Source organism: Flavobacterium aquaticum (assembly GCF_003259835.1).
GTDB classification, from domain to species: domain Bacteria; phylum Bacteroidota; class Bacteroidia; order Flavobacteriales; family Flavobacteriaceae; genus Flavobacterium; species Flavobacterium aquaticum.
The window spans coordinates 137,306-158,513 of record NZ_QLMI01000002.1; the positions used below are offsets into that span (position 1 = coordinate 137,306).

A 21,208-nucleotide genomic window follows, 5' to 3' on the forward strand; every position below is an offset into this window, starting at 1 on the left:
TTAAGTCGGATTTTCATCTAAAAATTTACCAATTGTTTATCTTTGTACAAACACACAAAAATGAACAAAAAAGTAATTTTAATGATATTGGACGGTTGGGGAAAATCGCCCGATCCAAAAGTTTCAGCAATAGACAACGCCAACACTCCTTTTATTGATAGTTTATACACGAAATACCCAAACGCCCAATTAAGAACTGATGGTTTAAACGTAGGTTTACCCGAAGGTCAAATGGGAAACTCTGAAGTAGGTCACATGAACCTTGGTGCTGGAAGAATCGTTTACCAAGATTTAGCCAAACTAAATTTAGCGGTAGAACACAAAACCATGAGTCAAGAAAAACCACTTGTAGATGCTTTCGATTATGCCAAAAAGAACAATAAAGCAATTCACTTCTTAGGATTAGTTTCAGATGGTGGTGTGCATTCTCATACTTCTCATTTAAGAGGATTAATTGATGCAGCTCAAGGAAGTGGTGTTCAAAAAATGTTTGTTCATGCCTTTACCGATGGTCGTGATGTAGATCCGAAATCGGGAGCAAAATATATTTCAGATTTAGAAAATTATCTTCAAAATACCAATGCAAAATTAGCTTCTGTAATTGGAAGATATTACGCAATGGATAGAGATAAACGTTGGGAAAGAGTAAAATTAGCTTATGATTTAGTAGTAAATGCAGATGGAACTCACTCAAAAAATGCCATTTCGAGTATTAACGAAAGTTATGCAAATAATGTAACCGACGAATTCATTCAACCTATTGTGATGGTTGATGAAAACAACAACCCTGTTGCGAAAATTCAAGACGAAGATGTGGTTATTTTCTTCAATTTCAGAACCGACAGAGGAAGAGAATTAACCGAAGTTTTATCACAAAAAGACTTTCACGAATTCAATATGCACAAACTGAATTTGTATTATGTTACGATGACCAATTACGATGAAACTTACGAAAATGTTCACGTAATTTACGACAAAGACAACATTACAGAAACACTCGGAGAAGTTTTAGAAAAAGCCAATAAAAAACAAATTCGAATTGCCGAAACCGAGAAGTATCCGCACGTAACCTTTTTCTTTTCTGGCGGAAGAGAAGACCCTTTCGTTGGCGAAACGCGTATTTTGAAAAATTCACCAAAAGTAGCCACTTACGATTTACAACCCGAAATGAGTGCCTTCGAACTAAAAGATGCTTTAGTTGAAGAACTTAAAAAGGGTGAAGTTGATTTTGTTTGTTTAAACTTTGCCAATGGCGACATGGTTGGACACACAGGCGTAATGGAAGCCGCAATAAAAGCATGCGAAGCGGTTGATGTTTGCGTAAAAGAAGTGGTTGAAACCGCTTTAGAAAACAATTACACTACAATTATTATCGCAGATCACGGAAATTGCGAAACGATGATTAATCCAGATGGTTCACCAAATACAGCACACACAACCAATCCAGTGCCAATTATTTTAGTTGATAAAGAATTAAAAAATATTCAAAATGGTGTTTTAGGCGACATTGCTCCAACTATTTTAGATTTAATGGGAATTGAAAAACCAGCAGTAATGACTTGTAAATCTCTATTATAATGAAAGGTATTTTATTTATAATTATTTGTTTATTCTTTTTCGGATGTAGTGCAACTTTCAAAGCATCAAATGGTGAAGATGGAAAACCTGGAGAAGACGGCAAACCTGGAACAGAACAAAAAGGAGCCGATGGAGAAGATGGAAAAAATGGCCAAAGTAAAAGCACAACAGTAGGCCTAAAAACATAAAATTATTAATCCCGATTCGTCGGGATTTTTTTTTGAACAATTCTAAAACAAAAGTTAAACTTTTACATTTCAATAGTATTACTATTATATTTGCATTGTCAAATATTACATTATGCAAAATTTACTATCTAATTTAAAAATAACCATTAACGAAAAGTTATACGTTAAAGATCCTGAAACATCAGAATTAGGACGCAATATCTTAAAAAACAGCATCATACTAATTGATGAAATTGGCTTTGAAGCGTTTACGTTTAAAAAATTAGGTGAAAAAATTCAGTCTAACGAAAGTTCTATTTATCGTTATTTTGAAAACAAGCACAAACTTTTGGTTTATCTAACTTCATGGTATTGGTCTTGGATGGAATATCGTATGGCATTTGCTACTACAAATGTTTCAAATCCGATTGAAAAATTAGAAAAAGCAATTAAACTAGTTACTGAAAATGTAGTAGACGATAATGCAACTCCGCATATTAATGAAGAAATTTTAAGTCGAATAATCGTAGAAGAATTTACAAAAACTTTAATGACAAAGGAAGTTGACAACGAAAATAAAGAAGGTTTTTTCTTAGTATATAAAAGAGTTATCAATCGCATAATCGACATCATAAAAGAAGTAAATTCCGACTATCCTTACGCAAAAAGTTTGGCTTCAAACATCGTGGAAGGCTCACTTCACCAGCATTTTTTAAAAAATCATTTAAAAACTATTACTAACTTATCTGAAAAAGAATGCGCAACAGATTTTTATACAGATATGGCTAAAAAAATACTACTATGACACCATTAAAAAGATTTAAAAACCTCATCCTAATCGACAAACAAGATATTTACCAAATCTTCTTGTATTCCATTATTGCAGGATTAATCAGTTTGTCTTTGCCTTTGGGAATCCAATCAATCATCAACTTTATTCAGGCAGGAAAAGTTAGCACTTCTTGGATTGTACTAGTTGGTGTTGTAGTTATTGGAGTAGCTTTTGTAGGATTGCTAAAAATTATGCAATTCAGAATCACCGAAAACTTACAACAAAAAATATTTGTGCGTTCGTCTTTTGAATTTGCTTATCGCTTTCCAAAAATAAAATTCAACGAACTACACAATCAATATCCGCCAGAATTAGCCAATCGATTTTTTGATACATTAACCGTTCAAAAAGGGTTTTCAAAGCTATTATTAGATATTTCTGGAGCTGCTTTACAAATCCTATTCGGAATTATCTTGCTGTCTTTGTATCATTCCTTTTTTATCTTTTTCGGATTGGTACTTTTGATATTACTGTATTTAATTTTCAAAATCAACTTTAATTTAGGATTAGAAACCAGCTTAAAAGAATCGAAATACAAGTATAAAATCGCACATTGGTTACAAGAAATTGCGAGAAATCACTTGAGTTTCAAAAGCAATTCGATTTTTAATTTTTCGCTACATAAAAACGATAAATTAGTTAATGAATATCTGAAACAAAGAGAAAGTCATTTTCAGGTATTAATGAAGCAATTTATTCAGTTAACTGGGTTTAAAATTTTAATTACAGCAGGATTATTGATAATTGGAGGATTATTAGTCATCAATCAACAAATGAATATTGGGCAATTCGTTGCAGCAGAAATTATCATTTTGAGCATTATTGCAGCGGTTGAAAAACTGTTTTCTGGATTAGAATTATTTTACGACGTTCTAACATCTTTAGAAAAATTAGGTTCGGTTGTGGATATGGAATTAGAAGAAGATGTTCAAAACTCAAATTATTTAGTGGACCGAAATAAAATAACGATTGAAACAGAAAACGTTTCTTTTTCGTATCCAAAATCGGATAAAGAAATACTAAAAAATATCAATTTATCGATTGAACCAAAACAACACACCTTAATTTTAGGCGAAAATGGTTCAGGGAAAACAACTTTAATTCGTTTGTTAGCAAGATTAATTGAACCATCTTCTGGAAGTATTTTCATCAATAACACCAATTACAAAAAATATTCTTCAGATGAATATCGTTCAAAAATTGGAATTATCACAGCACACGAAATGCCATTTGAAGGAACTATTTTGGAAAATATAACCTGTAATAATCCAGAAATTAAAATGGAAATGGTTTTTGATTTAATCGAAAAATTAAAATTAACCGAAGCCATCAAAGCACTTCCAAAAGGATTAGACACACAAATTTCATCGGAAGGAAAACAAATTAATTCGTCTACGATTCAAAAAATTGTTTTGGCACGTTGTATCATCAACCAACCCAAATTATTGTTTTTAGAAAATCCTTTAGACAAATCAGACGAGCAAAGTTGCAGAGAAATTATCGATTTTTTAAGCGAAGAAAAACATCCGTGGACATTAGTTGTTGTTAGTAAAAACAATTATTGGAAACAAATTTGCTCACAAGTAATTCACTTAGAAAAAGGAGAAATTAAATCGAATTAAGTCATGCTAAACATCACAAAAAATAGAATTGATCAATTTGTTAAGTTAGAGCAATTCAAATCGGGGCAAATATTTAAAGAGCAAAAGCATTACAAAGTAATTCGCAAGATTATTTGGGCATTTGTCATCATTTGCATTTTGTTTCTTTTTCTTCCTTGGACACAAAATATTCAAGGCGCTGGAAATGTAACCACTTTAAAACCAAATCAACGTCCGCAAACCATTCAAACTATTATTGGTGGTAGAATTGAAAAATGGTATGTAAACGAAGGTGACTTTGTAAAAAAGGGTGATACCATTTTATTTATTTCAGAGGTAAAAGAAGATTATTTAGATCCAAATTTGATTGAAAACACAGGAAATCAAGTAAAAGCAAAAGAAAATGCTGTAACTTCTTATGCCGATAAAGTAAAAGCTTTGGAAGCACAAATGGGAGCTATTCAGAATGAAAAAAATCTGAAATTAAAACAAGCACAAAACAAGCTAAAACAGTCGTATTTAAAAGTGCAAAGTGATAGTATAGATTTTGAAGCAACCAAAACACAGCTAAAAATTGCAAAAACCCAATACAATCGTTCAGTAAATCTAAACAAAGAAGGTTTAAAACCAATGACCGATGTGGAGGAAAAACGCATGAAATTGCAAGAAACCGAAGCGAAAATCATAACACAAGAAAACAAATACATTGCAAGCAAAAATGAAGTATTGAATGCTACAATGGAACTCAACAGAATTAGCGCTGAATATGCCGAAAAAAATGCCAAAGCAAGCAGTGACAAACAAACCGCTTTAAGTTCACAATTTGATACCGAAGCTCAAGTAAACAAGCTGAAAAATCAGTACAATAACTATCAAATTAGAAATGGTTTGTATTATATCACCGCTCCACAAGATGGTTATGTAAACCGAGCTTTGCAATCGGGAATTGGTGAAACCATTAAAGAAGGAACAGCTGTTGTGAGCATTATGCCAGCAAAATATGACATTGCAGTAGAAACTTATATTGAACCAATGGATTTTCCATTAATTAACAAAGGCGAAAAAGTTAGAGTTTGGTTTGATGGTTGGCCTACGATTGTTTTCAGCGGATGGCCTGGTGTTTCCTACGGAACTTTTGGCGGTATAATTGTTGCTAAAGAAAATTTTATTAGTCCAAATGGAAAATATCGTGTGTTAATTGCTCCTGATCCAAATGACAAAAAATGGCCAGAACAATTGAGTATTGGTGCCGGAACACAATCATTAGCTTTATTAGACAATGTGCCTATTTGGTTTGAAATTTGGAGAACATTAAATGGTTTTCCACCAAATTTTTATCAACCAACAACCACCGAAAACACTAAGAAATAATGAGAACGAAACTATTTTATATCTTCCTTTTCATTTGTAGTTGGATGAGTTTGTTTGGACAAAATTCGCCAACCGAATTCACCTACAATGAATTTTTAGGATATGTAAAAAAATACCATCCTTTAGTAAGACAAGCCGATTTAAAACTCAACGAAGCCCAAGCCAATTTAATGCAAGCGCGTGGTGCTTTTGACCCAAAAATTGAAGTTGATTTTAGTGAAAAACAATTCAAAGACAGTGAATATTATTCGATTTTAAACAGCAGTTTTAAAATTCCAACTTGGTACGGAATCGAACTTAAAGCAGGTTTTGACAACTCAGAAGGAATTTATGTAAATCCAGAAAATACGTTACCAAATAGCGGATTAACTTCGTTTGGAATTTCAGTTCCTGTAGGACAAGGTTTGTTCATTAATCAACGAATGGCTGATTTGAGAAAAGCCAAAATTGCCAGAAATTTAAACGTTGCAGAAAGAAATTTACAAGCAGTTGAAGTAATTTATGAGGCTTCTGTAAGCTACATGAATTGGAAAAGAAGTTTTGATGAAGTAAAATTGTATGAAACTTATTTAGAAAACGCTTTAGTACGTTACAACGGTGTTTCAAAATTAATTGAAGAAGGTGACAAACCTGCTATTGATAGCGTTGAAGCTGGAATAGCAGTAAAAACCAGAAGATTAAATTTAGAAGATGCGAAGTTAAAATTAACCAAAGCAAAATTAGAATTATCAAACTATTTATGGTTAGAAAATAATATTCCGTTAGAATTGAATGACAATTTATTTCCTGAAACAACGTTATCCAAAACAATCAAAGAAGTTTTACAAATTAACGAATTGGGAACAATTGATTTAGATAATCATCCAAAAATTCAAGCTTTAGATGCTAAAATTGCGATGTTAAAAGTAGATCGAAAACTAAAAGCAAATGCACTTTTACCCAAATTAGATTTGAGCTATAATTATTTATCAGAACCAAGCTATATCGACAATTATCGCTTTGAAGATTATAAAATAGGAGTAAATTTTACGTTTCCAATATTTTTACGAAAAGAACGCGGAAGTTTAAAATTAGCCGATTTAAAAATTCAGGATTCAGAATTTGGTTTGCAATTTGAACGAAAAAATTTGGAAAACAAAATCAAAGCACAACAACAAGAAATAGTTTCACTTGAAAAACAACAAGATTACAACGACAAACTGGTTAAAGACTTTTCAACATTGCTAAACGCAGAAGACCGATTATTTGAAATGGGAGAAAGCTCGTTGTTTGTAATTAATTCGAGAGAAAACTCCTTAGTAAGCTCACAAATTAATGAAATTGCATTGGAAAATAGGTACTTGAATGCGATAATTGGTTTGTTTAAAACCTTGGCAAACCCAAATTAAATTAACAAAATGAAGGTAAAAATGTTTAATTTCTAACATTTAAATTAAAAATTAATAAATTAGCAGTCCCAAATAATAACAATGAAAAAAACAATTCTTAATTTATTAATTTTATTCCTTCTAATAAGTACCAAAACTTTTGGCCAAGGAGGTGCGTCTTCTTGTTCTCAATTAGCGGCAAATCCCGCAGCATTTCAGTCTTGTGCAACCAGTATTCCTTTCAGTAGTTCGGTTGGAGGTAATGGAGAAAACTTTGCCTCTTCTTGTATTCCTACACCGTATGTTGGTCCTACATGGTTTTTTATAGAAATCGACTCTCCTGGAAGCGTTACTTTACAAATTAGTCAACAAAATTTAGCTGGTAATGGTACCGATGTAGATTTTGTTTTGTGGGGACCGTTTCCAAATTTAAACAATATCTGTAATCAATTAATTCCAGCAAACGAAGTTGATTGTAGTTATTTACCAGATACTGTTGAAACAGTTAATATTCCAAATAGTAATGCCGGCGATTTATATGTTATTGTAATTGATAATTACTCAGGACAAGCCGGAAATATAACGGTTTCACAAACAGGTGGAACAGGAAGTACTAACTGTGATTTCTTATCTTCAGTAACATTAAACAATACGGATGGTTCTCTTTTAACCAATTTAGATTATTGCAAACCTGACACTAAAGAAATTGTAGCAACCATTGATATTTCTGATTTTCCTGGAGTTCCTAGCAACTTACGATTTAATTACACTTGGTTTAAAGATGGAGTACAAATAAATGCTTTTTCAAATGTTACTTCGCCTACAAACAACCTAATTGTTACCGAAAGTGGCCTATACAAAGTCGTTACAACGGCTTACGATATTACTGTAAATCCATCAGGAGATACAACTGGATTAAGAATTAGCGAAGCTGAAGCAAATTTAAAATTTCATACTAAACCTGTTGTTACTATTGCAAATACCAATACCGTATGTTTAAACACCAATCCTACTTTAACAGCAACTATAGTTAACAATGCGGATTTAAATACTACAATTGATATTTTAAGTTATCAATGGTTTCACAACAATATTGCAGTTGTTGGTGCTACAGCAAATAGCTTTACTCCAACTTTACCTGGAGATTATTTTATAAAAGTTACAAATTCACCATGTTCTGTAACCGATTCAAATGTTATAAGAATTATTGCAAACCCAAATATTCAAATTGCTTCAACTACTACTATTTGTGAAAACGATTCTTATACCATTACTTCAACAAATACGAATGCAAGTTTAAATAGTTCGCTTTCTTATCAATGGTACAAAGATGGTGTAGCAATATCGGGTGCTAATAGCACAACTTATGTTGTAAATAAATTTAATCAAGCTGCAAATTCAACCTCTCAGTATTATTTAGAAAGTATTGAACAAGGTACGTGCACAAATGTTTCAAATACAATTTCAATTACAATTAATGCTTTACCTGTAATCAATACCGTTTCAACAACATTGGAACAATGTGATTATATTAACAACACACTTGATGGAATTGCAGAAACAAATTTACTTCAGCTTTATAATTACTTCACTAATAATACAGCAGGATTAACATTATATTTTTATTCAGATTCTGGATTAACACAATTAATTAATAATCCAACAAATTACATTAATACTACATCTCCATTTTTACAAACTATTTATGTGAAATTGGTTAATGAAAATATAACTCCAAATTGTACTTCGGCAGGTATTGGAAGTTTTGTGCTTCAAATTAATCCAACCAGTGTTGCTAACTATCCAAATATTCCAGCAGTTTGTCCAGAAATCAATCAAAATTATGGATTTGTAAATTTTGACTCACAACGTATCTTAATAAAAAACACTTATTTTGCTAGTTCTGATGTAAGTATTTCTTTTCATTTGAATACATCTGATGCCTCAACTGGATTAAACGGATTAACTAATTTAAACCAAATTCCTGTTGGAACAACAACAGTTTATACTAGAGTAATTTCAAATACAACACAAAGTTGTGAAGGAATTGGAACTTTTGACGTAATTGTAACGCAAGCTCCAAATCAAAACGTTATTAATAACGAAGCAGCTTGTCTTTTAGATTCGTTTTTATTGAATACTAAAGATACTGAAGCATTGGCTGGACAAAATCCTTCTGTTACAGTTTCTTATTTTAATACGTTTGATAATGCAAAAAACAATGTTTTTGTAATCAATAAAAATATTCCGCTTCCATTAACTTTAGGAAATAGAACTATTTACGCTCGTTTATTTGATAACGTAACTGGATGTTTATCGATTGTTAGTTTTGATATAAATGTTTTCCCAAATCCAATTATTGTTCAGCCTTCACCTATTAAATTATGTGGTGATATAACTGCTACATTTGATTTGAATAGTAGAATTACCCAAATTACTAATGGAAATACTAATTATCAAGTAACTTTCTACGCTAATAATGCTGATGTACTAGCAAATAATCCGATTGCAACACCAGACAATTATACGAGTTCATCTACAACAATTATTTGTAAAGTTGTGGATGCTACTAATAATTCTTGTGAATCATTTACTACTTTAAATCTTGTAGTAATGGTATTACCAGGGAGCAATTCTAATCCAACCCAACTTGAATTATGTAACGATTCTGGTTTTGACTATTTTGATTTGACTTCCAGAGAACTTGAAATGGCAGGCTCAACACCAATCAATACTATCAATTTTAGATATTACACAGAATTACCAGATGCTTTAGCAAATGCTAATACAAATCGAATAAGTACACCAAATAACTTTTTGAATACTAGAATAAACTTTCAAAAAATATATGTTCGATTAAATAGTAGAACTAATATTGATAGTGAAACTGGAATTGCTTGTTTTAAAATTTTGGAATTGGATTTATACGTTAGACCTTATCCTGTAAATTATCTTTTAAACGAGCCATACACTATTTGTATAGATCAATTAAACACTATAACCTATCCAGTTGAAATAAAAACGCAGTTAAACAGTACAGATTACACTTTTCAATGGTATAATGGTCATGACGCAGTAGCAGGAAATGAAATTATTGGAGAAACAGGTACTTCATTTACCACTTCAACAGTTGGGCAATATTCGGTAGTTGTAACCAATATTTCTAATGCAGCTAATTGCTCGTCTACTTTTAATTTTAGCACTCAAAATTCAATAGTACCTAATTCTGTTACAATTAATCCAAATGAATTAATCGCTTTTGGAACAGATAATACGGTAACAGCAATCGTAACTCCAACATCTAACGATTATTTATATTCGATTGATGGAACCTACTTTCAGTCTAGTAATGTGTTTACTAATATTCCTGGTGGCGACTATACTTTGACCGTTATCAATAAATTTGGATGTGGTGATGTTACAGCGACATTTACGGTTGTAGATTATCCTAACTATTTTACACCAAACGGAGATGGTCATAATGACACTTGGAATATTAAAGGAAGTAGCGCTTTAGATTTGGCAATCATAAGAATTTTTGATCGCTATGGAAAATTAATCAAACAAATTGACCCTAATGGTAATGGATGGAATGGAACATTTAATAATGAATTATTACCATCTACAGATTATTGGTTTACAATTGAATATACAAAAGACAACATTACGAAAGAATTTAAAGGACACTTTAGTTTAATTCGATAATAGTACAAAAAACAAAAACCTTCGCAATGCGAAGGTTTTTTTTCGTTTTATATCCAAAAAATATTAGTAACGACTTCTTGAGTTGTTATCTCTATTGTTAGAGTAACCACCTCTTCCACCTGAATTACGATCGAAGCTTCTTCTTTCTCCTTCTGGTTTTGGTTCAGATTTGTTAACAACGATTTTTCTACCTTCGATAGTTCCACCGTTTAATTCGTCGATTGCTTTTTGAGCCTCAGCATCATTAGCCATTTCAACAAATCCAAATCCTTTACTTCTTCCGGTAAATTTATCAGAGATAATTTTAACTGATTCTACAGCTCCATACTCTTCAAAATAACCTCTTAAATCTGCTTCCTCTACGCTGAAAGGAAGACTTCCTACAAAAATATTCATCTATGAAAAATTTAATTCCTCACAAAGGTAGGCTATTTAATGTTGTTAAAAGGTTAAAGTTTGATTTATTTTCAAAAACAACCCTTTTTAGCTAAAAAATTCAAAATCAAAAGGTTAGTTTTTTGAAAAGTTTTTAAATCTATTCTACTAAATTTAAAAACTTTTCAAATAAAAAAAGACAACCATCTTGATTGTCTTTTCTACTAACACTAATTCATTCTATTTATGTAACCCAATCATTTCATAGTAAGAACGCTCAATGGCTTCTTGATGATTAGGATGTGCAATTTTAACTAACTCCGCAACTCTTTGTTTTAATGTTTTTCCGTATAAATCAGCAATACCATTTTCAGTGATGATGTAATGAGCATGTGCTCTTGTGGTTACAACACCAGCACCTTGTTTTAAATAAGGTACAATTCTACTTTCACCTTTTTTGGTAATCGATGGCAGCGCAATAATTGCTTTTCCACCTTCACTTAATGATGCTCCGCGAATAAAATCCATTTGACCACCAACTCCAGAATACATAGTACTTCCTATAGAATCAGCACAAACTTGCCCTGTTAAATCTACTTCGATAGCCGAATTAATAGCTACCATTCTTGGATTTCTTCGAATTCGAGCTGTATCGTTTACCATAGAAGATTCCTTCATTTCAATAAACGGATTATCATCCACAAAATCATACAAACGTTTTGATCCCATTAAAAAAGTAGCTAGAGCTCTTCCACGTAAAGTTCCTTTGTAGTTACAATTGATGACATCATTTTCAATTAAATCAATAACACCATCGGAAAACATTTCCGTATGTAATCCTAAATCTTTGTGATTCGTTAATTTACTCAAGGCCGCATTTGGAATAGAACCAATTCCCATTTGAAGGGTACTTTTATCTTCAATTAAAGAAGCTACGTAAGTACCTATTTTTTCTTCTTCTGTTGTAAACGGAGTTACATCGTGAGCGTAAATTGGTAAATTAACATCTACTAAATAATCAATTTCTGAAATGTGTAAAATTCCATCTCCAAAAGTTCTTGGCATATTTGGATTAACTTGCGCAATTACAGTTTTAGCATTTTCAATAGCCGCTATAGAAGCCTCAACAGAAACTCCTAACGAACAATAGCCATGACTATCTGGTGGAGAAACATGAATAAATACCACATCTAATTTTACTACATTTTTACGAAACAACAACGGCAATTCACTCAAAAAAACGGGTGTATATGACCCATTTCCTGCTTTTAAAGTATGACGTACATTAGCACCAATAAAAAAAGAATTCACATGAAAACTTTCAGCCAATTCTGGGTTTGCATAAGGTGCATCTCCCTCAGTATGTAAATGGCATATTTCTACATTTCTAAGTTCAGATGCTCTATCGGTTAACGCTTTTGTTAAGATTGTTGGTGTAGCAGCTGCAGCTTGAACATAAACCCTATCACCACTTTTTACTACTTGTACAGCTTCTGCTGCGGTTACATATTTTCCCATACCTAATGAAATTTATACTGCAAATTTATATCGGAATTTAAGCATAAAATATGATATTACTCATATTTAGTTAAGGGTTTTAGATTTAAGGTTAAAGGAAAATAAAATTGAATTTTGAAATTGAACTTATAATTGAACTTGAATTTGTATTTTTGCTTCGAAATTTTGCATTATGATTGTAATTAAAACCCTTGAAGAAATCGAATTGATGCGCGAAAGTGCTTTAATTGTTTCGAAAACATTAGGAATGATTGCTAAGGAAATTAAACCTGGCGTAACTACTTTATATTTAGATAAATTGGCAGAAGATTTTCTTCGTTCGCACGGAGCGGAACCTGCATTTTTAGGCATGTATGGCTTTCCAAACTCGCTTTGTATGAGTCCAAATACGCAAGTAGTTCATGGTATTCCAAATAATGTTCCGTTACAAGATGGCGATATTATTTCGGTAGATTGTGGTGCTTTCAAAAATGGTTTTTATGGTGATCATGCCTATACTTTTGAAATAGGTGAAGTAGCTCCAGAAACAAAAAAGCTTTTACAAGTTACTAAGGAATCGCTTTATGTGGGAATTCGTGAAACTAAAGTGGGCAATCGTGTAGAAGACATTGGATATGCTATTCAACAATATTGTGAAAAACATGGATATGGTGTAGTTCGTGAATTATGCGGACACGGTTTAGGTAGAAAAATGCACGAAGATCCTGAAGTTCCAAATTACGGAAAACGTGGTCGTGGGAAAAAATTAGTCAACGGAATGGTTATCGCAATTGAACCGATGATTAATCAGGGAACTAAAAACATCAAACAACATAAAGACGGCTGGACAATTACAACTGCCGACGGAAAACCAAGTGCACACTTTGAACACGATGTAGCCATTGTTGACGGAAAACCTGAGTTGCTATCTACTTTTGCCTACATTTATGATGCTTTAGGAATTGTGAGTAATGAAGAAGATGGATTGAGACAAAAACCTTTGGTTTTATAATTCAACACGAATTTCACTAATTTCCACTAATTATGAATGATTTAATTTACAAAAATGAAGTATATGAAATAGTTGGATTGTGCATGGAAGTTCATAATACTCTTGGCAAAGGTCACAATGAAAAAGTCTATGGAGATGCTTTGGAATTTGAGTTTAAATTAAATAAAATCGATTACATACGAGAACAAAAATATACAATTGAGTATAAAGGAATTCAGTTACCTAGTTATTATTACTCTGACTTTACTATATACAACAACATTATTTTAGAGATTAAAGCAATTCAAACGCTTACATCAAGTGAAACAAAACAAGTGTTGAATTATTTGGCGGCTTCAAAATGTAATTTAGGATTGCTAGTAAATTTTGGAGAAGATAGTCTTAAATACAAAAGAATAATATTATAAATTAGTACTAATTTGTGAAATTAGTGTTTTAATAAATTAAAAATGAATTGTAAAACTTGTAATAATCCTTATGAAAACACCGCACAATATTGTTCAAATTGTGGCGCTAAAATAGTTAGTGACAGACTTTCTTTAAAAGGAACTTGGGAAGAATTTGTTGGTCCTTTTTTTAGTTGGGATAATAATTTTTGGAGAACTTTTATTGGCTTATTCACTAATCCAAAAGATGTTCTTGAAGCTTATATTTCTGGTGCAAGAAAAAAATATTTTCAACCTTTTTCGTATATAATTTTATATGCAACGATAGCCGTTTTTTTCTATAAATTTTTCCCTTTGGATATTATTTTCGATTATTCGGAAGGATTTACAAAAGGTTACAATTCTACAAATTCATCAGGCAATGTTCCAAAAATAGACATGAAAGGTTTTATGGAAACCTTAATGAGTTATTACAACTTTTTTGTATTGCTTTTAATTCCAATATATGCGCTAACGAGTTATATTATTTTTAATAAAAGAGGTCATAATTTTTTCGAACATTTGGTATTTAATAGTTACTTACAAACAAACTTAGGGTTCATATCATTAGTATTACAAGTTGTTTTAGTCAATATTATAGGCATGAGTTTTGGAACATATTCTATTCTATTCCTATTATTATTTATACTATTCACACTTTATGCTTTTAAAAAGCTTTATGAACAAAACATAAAACAAAGTCTTATTTCAGGCGTAAAATATTTACTACTTTTTGCTGCATTATACCTCGTAATAATAATTGCATTTTCTATATTCTTCGGTATAATATATATCATAACTTCAATGTAATGAAAAAACTTTTTAAACTTATATTAAATACCATTCCTCGTCCAATATTAATTCGTTTGAGTATTGTGATCCGTCCAATTTTAGCTTTTTTATTAAAAGGAAGTCGCTTTACAGATCCAATTGATGGAAAAAGCTTTCGTATGTTTTTACCTTATGGATATGGAACACAACGCAATAACGTTTTATCACCAAGTACACTTTCTTTAGAAAGACATCGCTTATTGTGGTTGTATTTAAAAAACGAAACCGATTTTTTTACCGCTCCAAAAAAAGTATTACACTTTGCACCTGAGCAAGAATTTTACAAACGTTTTAAAAAACAATCGAATTTAGATTACACTACTACCGATTTATTTTCGCCATTGGCTGATGTAAAAGCAGATATTTGTAATTTACCATTTGAAGATAATTCATACGACATTATTTTGTGTAATCACGTTTTGGAACACATTCCTGATGACACTAAAGCGATGCAAGAATTATATCGCGTTTTAAAACCAGGTGGAATGGGGATCTTTCAAATCCCTCAAGACTTATCAAGAGCGACTACTTTTACAGATGATTCTATTACTGACCCAAAGGAAAGAGCAAAAATCTTCGGACAATATGACCACGTGAGAGTTTATGGTAGAGATTACTTTGACAAACTAAGAAGTATTGGATTTAAAGTAGAAGAAGTAGATTACACCAGAACAATAGCTCCCGAATTAGTAGAAAAATATTGTTTAGCAAAAGGAGAAATTATTCCGGTTTGTTATAAATAAAAAAATCCCGCAATTATTACAATTGCGGGATTTTGAATTTAATAAAAACCTATTTATTCTTCTGGCATTAACATACCAATTACTTTATCTTTAGCTAAATATTTCTTAGCTACATCTTGAAGTTCTTTAACGGTTAAAGCATTCAATTTAGCTTCAAAATCAAATACTTCTTCCGGATTTACTCCATCTGTATATTGACGTTTTAAAACTGCCATCCAATATCTGTTATCTTTCAAGCTTTCTTTGTATTCTAATCTTGACGCTTCTTTAAATTTATCCAAATCTTTTTGTTCTGGACCATTAGTAACCATTTTGTTTAATTCTCTTAAAGCAGATTCAGTAAGTTTTTCAGCATTTTCTGGTCCGCATGGGAAAGAAATTGAGAAATTATAACTTCCGTAAGGTACTTTATTCATGCTTCCTCTTGCTCCTACTCCATACACACCACTTTCGTTTTCTCTTAATTCTTCTACTAATTTAATGGTTAATACTTCACCTAATGCTTTGAAAGCAAATGCTTCTTTAGCATCGTATTTTGTATCACCATAAATCATGATGTTAACCGTACTTTTTGGATCTTTTCCTTTGTTTACTACTTTTTTGTGCGAACCTTTAAGCATTCTGTAACCTAAATCTTTAGCACTTTCTTTGATATTTTTATCAGAAGGTAATGATGCGATATATTTCGCTGCAAAAGCTTCCATTTGCGCTTCATCAAAATTTCCAACAAAGTAAAAATTAAAATCAGCTGCATTTGCAAAACGCTCTTTGTATTTTTTATAAGCTAATTCATAATCCGCTTTATCAAAATCTTCTTCTTTTGGAAAACCTTTATATCTTGGATTTTCTTTGTTCAAATACGTATAAAATTCATTCGAAAAATAAGTTGCCGGTTGCGACATCATATTTGCCATAAACCCTTTTTGTTTCGTAATAAAACCAGCAAAAGCATCTTTATCTAAATTCAAATCAGTGAAATAAGCATACGTCATTTGAAATAAATACTCTAAATCTTTTGGAGTAGAAGAACCATTTAACCCTTCATAAACTCCACTAACATACGGATTTACTCTTGCGATTTTTCCTGTCATGAATTTATTGATATCATTTTTAGACATTCCTGAAAAACCTGCTTCAGACAAACCACCCATTGCTAATGAAACTTTTGCCATTTCATCATTTGAAAATAAATTTGAACCTCCAAAACTGATTGCTTCAAACATTACTTGGTCGTTTTTAAAATCGGTCTTTTTGTAAACAACTGTTGCTCCGTTAGAAAGTTTTAAAGTAGTAGTTCCAAGCTTAGCATTGCTTTCTTTTGAAACTACACTTCCTTCTTTAACCGGATTTCTCAACAAACTTTCAGATACTTTTGTTTCTGTGTAAGCTGTTAATTCATTTTTATTTACTGTTAATGAATTTAAAACTTCTTGTTCTGTTGGTTTTACTAAACCATCTTTTTCTGGTCCAGTTAAAATAACTACTCTATTATCTTCTTTTAAATATTTAGCAATTAAACCATTTGTATCTTCAACAGAAATGGTTGGCAACATCTTTTTAAAGACATCAAACGTCCATTCGATACTTGGAATTGGTTCTTTTTCTAAGAAATTTGCTTGATATTCTGATACGAAATTTTCAGATTCACTTTTCTCTCTTTCGTTATACTGTCTTTCAATTTGAGATAAGAATTCGGCTTTTGCGCGATCTAATTCGCCTTGGGTAAACCCAAATTGTTTTACTCTTTCATTCTCTTTTACTAACACTTTTAAAGCTTCTAATTGCTTGTCCTGAGCTACCATTGCAAAAGATTGAAATGCTTCTTTAGTTCTTGCCCAGGTACCACCATGATACGTATATCCAAAATTAAAAGGTGGATTTGGACTGTTTTGTAACTCTTCTAATCTGTTATTTAACATCGTAGAAAAAAGTCCTTTGGCAAGATATTCTTTAAAATCACCAAGAGTTGTAACTTTCTTAGGCTCTGCATAATCTTTATACAATAATTGCACCTGAGCAAATGCTGCTTCTTTATCTGATTCTACAGCTACGAAAGTTTCTTTGTGATTAGGAACATCATAAAATTTTCTCTCTTTTTGTTTCTTTGGATTTTTATATTTTCCAAAATGAGCGATAATTTTTTGCTCCATTTCGGCAACATCGATATCTCCAACAACAATTACAGCCATTAAATTTGGGCGATACCAATCTTTATAAAAACTCGTTAATTTATCATACGTGAAGTTTTCTAAAATTTCTTTTTGACCAATAGGAAGACGTTTTGCATATAACGAATTGTACATCATTTTAGGCATAAAACGTCCCATCATTCTTTTGTCAGCACCTAAACCTAAGCGATATTCTTCTAAAACAACACCTCTTTCTTTATCAATTTCTTCTGGAGTTAAAGTAGTATTGAACGCCCAATCTTCGATAATTTGGAACCCTTTTTCTACTTTTTCTTTATCATCTGAAGGAATTGGTAAAAAGTAAACCGTTTCATCAAAACTCGTGTAAGCGTTTAAATGTTGGCCAAATTTTACTCCGATATTTTGAAGATAATTTACCAATTCATTTTTAGGAAAACGTTTTGTGCCATTGAAACACATGTGCTCCATGAAGTGCGCTAAACCTTGCTGCTCATCGGTTTCTTGAATGGAACCTGCATTAACAACTAGACGTAAATCAACCTTATCTTCAGGTTTTGCATTTTTACGGATATAATAGGTTAATCCGTTTGAAAGTTTTCCGATTTTTACATTTGGATCAGTCGGAATTGGATCTTCAAGCTTGAAATCCTGCGCAAAAAGAAACGCTGGAGCCAAAAGCAATAAAGAAATGGAAAAGTGAAATTTCTTCATAAAATTTGATTTTGTTTGGATAAAATTATCTTTATAACTACAAAATCAAAAGTTTATTATGCAAGTTTTAACAATTAATTTCTTATTTGGAATTAGTCTATAATCAAAGAATTGAAATTTTCTGTAGTAAATTGCTGCATTTTATTGTTAGAATCCGAGTAAAGAAGCATTACATGCAGTTCTGGATGCTTTTGTAAGAACACCTTACTTTCCTCTAAACTCATTAACATAAAAGCAGTTGCGTAACCATCTGAAAGAGCAGATGATTTTGATAAAACGGTTGAACTTAATACATTGTTTTTTTGAGCCAATCCTGTTTTAGGATTTATGATATGCACAAATTTTTCACCTGTTTTTTCATCAATCATTACTTTTCGATAATTTCCAGAAGTTGCCATTCCTAAGTTTTCTAAATTTACTTTAGCAATTAAAGTACGTTCTTCAGGTTTTTGTAAAGGATCGTCGATTCCTACTACCCAATTCTTATTATCAATCGTGTTTTTACCTAATGCGAATAATTCGCCGCCGATTTCTACAATGGCATTTTCAATTCCTTCTGATTTTAAGTAATTCACTACAACATCTACCGAATATCCTTGAGCAATTGCATTAAAATCGATGAAAGTTTGGTTGTACTTTTTTGAAATGGTTTTATTTAAATTTAAAGCAATCTTATCAAAACCTACAAATTGTAACAAACTATCAACTTGTTTTTGAGATAAATCTTGGTGTTTTTTATTTGGTCCAAAACCATAAGCGTTCACTAAAACACCAATTGTTGGGTCGAACAAACCATCTGTTTCTTTATAAATTTGGTTGGAAAGTTGAAACGTTTCTGTAAAGAACTCATCTAACACAACAGTTGAATCTCCGGCATTTATTTTAGAAATTTTAGAATCTGGTCGATACGTAGAAAGCGATAAATCGAAAGCAGTTAACAAAGAATCTATTTGATTTTTAGTTACTTTTTCTTCTGATGCAATATATTTTATAGAATAGGTACTTCCTTGTGCTTCGCCTTGAATGGTGTAAAAATCTGTAGTTTTAGTACATGAAGTAAATAAAATTGCTACAATTAGAAAACTATAAAATCTCTTTAATTCCTTCATAATTTAAAATATAATCTTGATTTTTTAAAATGGGCTTTTCGAAATCTTCGGCATTGGCAAAACCAACTCCTGCAAACAAAACTTTAGCTTTTTTCTCTTTGGCGTGACTGATGAAGGTTTCCATAAATACCACATCATATTCCGCAGGATTATCAGGATACGTAACCGCTTGTACCATCACAAAATGCAAGGTATTCGTAGGTTTATCTACACAAACAAATTGCGGATGTTTTTTCATCTGGCTGTTAATGGCGATGAACTCAAATCCTTGTTTTTCGAGTTCTTTTCCCACGTGATTCATGGCCAAATGATGTAAGTCTTGTAGTGATAATTGTTCCATGCTGCAAAGGTAGTTAATCTAATTGAAAGCATAAAAAAACCGACTCATTTCTGAATCGGTTTTGATATATAAAATTTGGATTAACCTCCGAAGTCGTCGAAACGAACATTTTCTTTTGGCACACCCCAATCGTCACACATTTTTACAACTGCGTTATTCATCATTGGTGGTCCACAGAAATAGAATTCGATATCTTCTGGTGAATCGTGTAATTTCAAGTGATTATCGATAACTACGTTATGGATAAATCCTACGAAACCATCACCTTCTCCATTTGGTCCATCTTTCACTTTCCAGTTATCTTCTGGTAAAGGTTCAGATAACGCGATATGGAATTTGAAGTTAGGAAAATCTTTCTCTAAAGCTCTAAAGTGGTCAACATAGAACAACTCACGCTTAGAACGACCTCCGTACCAATACGTAACTTTTCTTCCAGTTTTAACTGTACGGAATAAGTGGTATAAGTGCGAACGCATTGGCGCCATACCAGCTCCACCACCTACATACAACATTTCTGCATCAGATTCGTTGATGAAGAATTCACCGTAAGGTCCTGAAACAGTTACAGTATCTCCTGCTTTTCTTGAGAAAACGTATGAAGAAGCAATACCCGGGTTTACTTTCATCCAATCGTTAGTAGCTCTATCAAATGGAGGCGTTGCAATACGAACGTTCAACATAATTTTTCTTCCTTCTGCAGGGTAAGAAGCCATAGAGTAAGCTCTTTCAACCAATTCGTTATTTTTCATAACTAATGGCCATAATTTAAACTTATCCCACTCGATTTTGAATTTTTCAGGTTCACCTGGATGTTCTACCGGGTGAGCTGTAATATCAATATCTGTAAATTTCACTTCACAAGCTGGGATTTCAATTTGGATATAACCTCCAGCTTCGTAGTGCATATCTTCTGGTAACTCAACGATAAATTCTTTAATAAAAGAAGCTACGTTGTAGTTAGAATATACTTTTGCTTCGAATTTTTTGATACCAAAAATTTCTTCAGGAACTTCGATTACCATGTCTTGTTTTACTTTAACTTGACATCCTAATCTCCATCCTTCTGCTAATTCTTTACGCGTAAAGTTTGGTATTTCTGTTGGTAAAGGTTCTCCACCACCATCTAATACTTTACATTTACATTGTAAACAAGAGCCTCCACCACCACAAGCTGATGGTAAGAAGATTTTATTATTCCCTAAAGTAGTAAGAAGTGTACTACCTCCACCTACTTCGATTTCGTTTTCACCGTTAATTTTAATCTTTACAGCACCCGAGTTTACTAATTTAGATTTTGCATATAATAGCATAAACACCATTAGTAAAATAAGCGCTAAGAAAGCTAAAATCGAATATGTAATTAATTCAAACATAATTTCAATTTTTAATGTTAT

17 protein-coding genes are annotated in these 21,208 nt (G+C 31.9%); 11 read left to right on the forward strand and 6 right to left on the reverse strand.

What is annotated here, in order from left to right; genetic code table 11:
* Positions 1-60: 60 nt before the first annotated feature.
* From gpmI to B0I03_RS03470, 7 genes are all read left to right on the forward strand, one after another.
* Complete coding sequence (gene gpmI, locus B0I03_RS03440) at positions 61-1,578, forward strand: 2,3-bisphosphoglycerate-independent phosphoglycerate mutase (RefSeq protein ID WP_111566073.1); 1,518 nt, start codon at positions 61-63, stop codon at positions 1,576-1,578.
* Positions 1,578-1,766: a hypothetical protein gene (locus B0I03_RS03445; RefSeq protein ID WP_111566074.1), complete on the forward strand. Its 189-nt coding sequence runs from the start codon at positions 1,578-1,580 to the stop codon at positions 1,764-1,766. The genes gpmI and B0I03_RS03445 overlap by 1 nt, the downstream gene beginning before the upstream one ends.
* Before the next feature lie 112 nt (positions 1,767-1,878).
* Positions 1,879-2,550: a TetR/AcrR family transcriptional regulator gene (locus B0I03_RS03450; RefSeq protein ID WP_111566075.1), complete on the forward strand. Its 672-nt coding sequence runs from the start codon at positions 1,879-1,881 to the stop codon at positions 2,548-2,550.
* On the forward strand, positions 2,547-4,199 hold the full coding sequence (locus tag B0I03_RS03455; RefSeq protein ID WP_111566076.1) for a peptidase domain-containing ABC transporter: 1,653 nt from the start codon (positions 2,547-2,549) through the stop codon (positions 4,197-4,199). Before B0I03_RS03450 ends, B0I03_RS03455 begins: the two co-directional genes overlap by 4 nt.
* 3 nt (positions 4,200-4,202) lie before the next feature.
* A complete protein-coding gene (locus B0I03_RS03460; protein ID WP_111566077.1) occupies positions 4,203-5,549 on the forward strand; it encodes an HlyD family secretion protein in 1,347 nt (448 codons plus the stop codon).
* On the forward strand, positions 5,549-6,937 hold the full coding sequence (locus tag B0I03_RS03465) for a TolC family protein (RefSeq protein ID WP_111566078.1): 1,389 nt from the start codon (positions 5,549-5,551) through the stop codon (positions 6,935-6,937). Before B0I03_RS03460 ends, B0I03_RS03465 begins: the two co-directional genes overlap by 1 nt.
* A gap of 81 nt (positions 6,938-7,018) precedes the next feature.
* Positions 7,019-10,621, forward strand: a complete 3,603-nt coding sequence (locus B0I03_RS03470; protein ID WP_111566079.1) for a T9SS type B sorting domain-containing protein — start codon at positions 7,019-7,021, stop codon at positions 10,619-10,621.
* Between the two features lie 63 nt (positions 10,622-10,684).
* Here the strand turns inward: B0I03_RS03470 and B0I03_RS03475 are convergent, their stop codons facing one another.
* Together B0I03_RS03475 and B0I03_RS03480 are read right to left on the reverse strand one after the other, a co-directional pair.
* Positions 10,685-11,017, reverse strand: a complete 333-nt coding sequence (locus tag B0I03_RS03475) for an RNA recognition motif domain-containing protein (protein WP_111566080.1) — start codon at positions 11,015-11,017, stop codon at positions 10,685-10,687.
* A gap of 219 nt (positions 11,018-11,236) precedes the next feature.
* A complete protein-coding gene (locus tag B0I03_RS03480) occupies positions 11,237-12,514 on the reverse strand; it encodes an acetyl-CoA hydrolase/transferase family protein (RefSeq protein WP_111566081.1) in 1,278 nt (425 codons plus the stop codon).
* 172 nt (positions 12,515-12,686) lie between these two features.
* Here B0I03_RS03480 and map point away from each other — a divergent pair, with 172 nt between their 5' ends.
* From map to B0I03_RS03500, 4 genes are read left to right on the forward strand one after another with little or no spacing between them, the layout of a single operon-like run.
* Positions 12,687-13,505: a type I methionyl aminopeptidase gene (gene map, locus B0I03_RS03485; RefSeq protein ID WP_111566082.1), complete on the forward strand. Its 819-nt coding sequence runs from the start codon at positions 12,687-12,689 to the stop codon at positions 13,503-13,505.
* Between the two features lie 32 nt (positions 13,506-13,537).
* Entirely contained in the window at positions 13,538-13,912 is a 375-nt protein-coding gene (locus B0I03_RS03490) for a GxxExxY protein (RefSeq protein WP_111566083.1), read from the forward strand.
* Between the two features lie 42 nt (positions 13,913-13,954).
* Positions 13,955-14,740 carry a DUF3667 domain-containing protein gene (locus tag B0I03_RS03495; protein ID WP_111566084.1) on the forward strand — a complete coding sequence of 262 codons (786 nt, stop codon included), beginning with the start codon at positions 13,955-13,957 and terminating at the stop codon, positions 14,738-14,740.
* Positions 14,740-15,504, forward strand: a complete 765-nt coding sequence (locus B0I03_RS03500) for a class I SAM-dependent methyltransferase (protein ID WP_111566085.1) — start codon at positions 14,740-14,742, stop codon at positions 15,502-15,504. The genes B0I03_RS03495 and B0I03_RS03500 overlap by 1 nt, the downstream gene beginning before the upstream one ends.
* Before the next feature lie 53 nt (positions 15,505-15,557).
* Here the strand turns inward: B0I03_RS03500 and B0I03_RS03505 are convergent, their stop codons facing one another.
* From B0I03_RS03505 to nqrF, 4 genes are all read right to left on the reverse strand, one after another.
* Positions 15,558-18,365 (reverse strand): M16 family metallopeptidase, encoded by a 2,808-nt coding sequence (locus tag B0I03_RS03505; protein WP_111566086.1) that lies wholly within the window; start codon positions 18,363-18,365, stop codon positions 15,558-15,560.
* A gap of 92 nt (positions 18,366-18,457) precedes the next feature.
* A complete protein-coding gene (locus B0I03_RS03510; protein WP_111566087.1) occupies positions 18,458-19,474 on the reverse strand; it encodes an FAD:protein FMN transferase in 1,017 nt (338 codons plus the stop codon).
* Positions 19,449-19,814: a Na(+)-translocating NADH-quinone reductase subunit F gene (locus B0I03_RS03515; protein ID WP_111566088.1), complete on the reverse strand. Its 366-nt coding sequence runs from the start codon at positions 19,812-19,814 to the stop codon at positions 19,449-19,451. The genes B0I03_RS03510 and B0I03_RS03515 overlap by 26 nt, the downstream gene beginning before the upstream one ends.
* A gap of 80 nt (positions 19,815-19,894) precedes the next feature.
* Complete coding sequence (nqrF, locus tag B0I03_RS03520; RefSeq protein ID WP_111566089.1) at positions 19,895-21,187, reverse strand: NADH:ubiquinone reductase (Na(+)-transporting) subunit F; 1,293 nt, start codon at positions 21,185-21,187, stop codon at positions 19,895-19,897.
* Positions 21,188-21,208: the final 21 nt, after the last annotated feature.

Coding starts and splice junctions, on each gene's coding strand:
- B0I03_RS03470 (WP_111566079.1), top strand. CDS start 7,019: ATGAAAAAAACAATTCTTAATTTATTAATTTTATTCCTTCTAATAAGT.
- B0I03_RS03510 (WP_111566087.1), bottom strand. CDS start 19,474: ATGAAGGAATTAAAGAGATTTTATAGTTTTCTAATTGTAGCAATTTTA.
- B0I03_RS03450 (WP_111566075.1), top strand. CDS start 1,879: ATGCAAAATTTACTATCTAATTTAAAAATAACCATTAACGAAAAGTTA.
- B0I03_RS03505 (WP_111566086.1), bottom strand. CDS start 18,365: ATGAAGAAATTTCACTTTTCCATTTCTTTATTGCTTTTGGCTCCAGCG.
- nqrF (WP_111566089.1), bottom strand. CDS start 21,187: ATGTTTGAATTAATTACATATTCGATTTTAGCTTTCTTAGCGCTTATT.
- B0I03_RS03460 (WP_111566077.1), top strand. CDS start 4,203: ATGCTAAACATCACAAAAAATAGAATTGATCAATTTGTTAAGTTAGAG.
- gpmI (WP_111566073.1), top strand. CDS start 61: ATGAACAAAAAAGTAATTTTAATGATATTGGACGGTTGGGGAAAATCG.
- B0I03_RS03475 (WP_111566080.1), bottom strand. CDS start 11,017: ATGAATATTTTTGTAGGAAGTCTTCCTTTCAGCGTAGAGGAAGCAGAT.
- B0I03_RS03490 (WP_111566083.1), top strand. CDS start 13,538: ATGAATGATTTAATTTACAAAAATGAAGTATATGAAATAGTTGGATTG.
- B0I03_RS03445 (WP_111566074.1), top strand. CDS start 1,578: ATGAAAGGTATTTTATTTATAATTATTTGTTTATTCTTTTTCGGATGT.
- B0I03_RS03495 (WP_111566084.1), top strand. CDS start 13,955: ATGAATTGTAAAACTTGTAATAATCCTTATGAAAACACCGCACAATAT.
- B0I03_RS03455 (WP_111566076.1), top strand. CDS start 2,547: ATGACACCATTAAAAAGATTTAAAAACCTCATCCTAATCGACAAACAA.
- B0I03_RS03500 (WP_111566085.1), top strand. CDS start 14,740: ATGAAAAAACTTTTTAAACTTATATTAAATACCATTCCTCGTCCAATA.
- B0I03_RS03465 (WP_111566078.1), top strand. CDS start 5,549: ATGAGAACGAAACTATTTTATATCTTCCTTTTCATTTGTAGTTGGATG.
- map (WP_111566082.1), top strand. CDS start 12,687: ATGATTGTAATTAAAACCCTTGAAGAAATCGAATTGATGCGCGAAAGT.
- B0I03_RS03480 (WP_111566081.1), bottom strand. CDS start 12,514: ATGGGAAAATATGTAACCGCAGCAGAAGCTGTACAAGTAGTAAAAAGT.
- B0I03_RS03515 (WP_111566088.1), bottom strand. CDS start 19,814: ATGGAACAATTATCACTACAAGACTTACATCATTTGGCCATGAATCAC.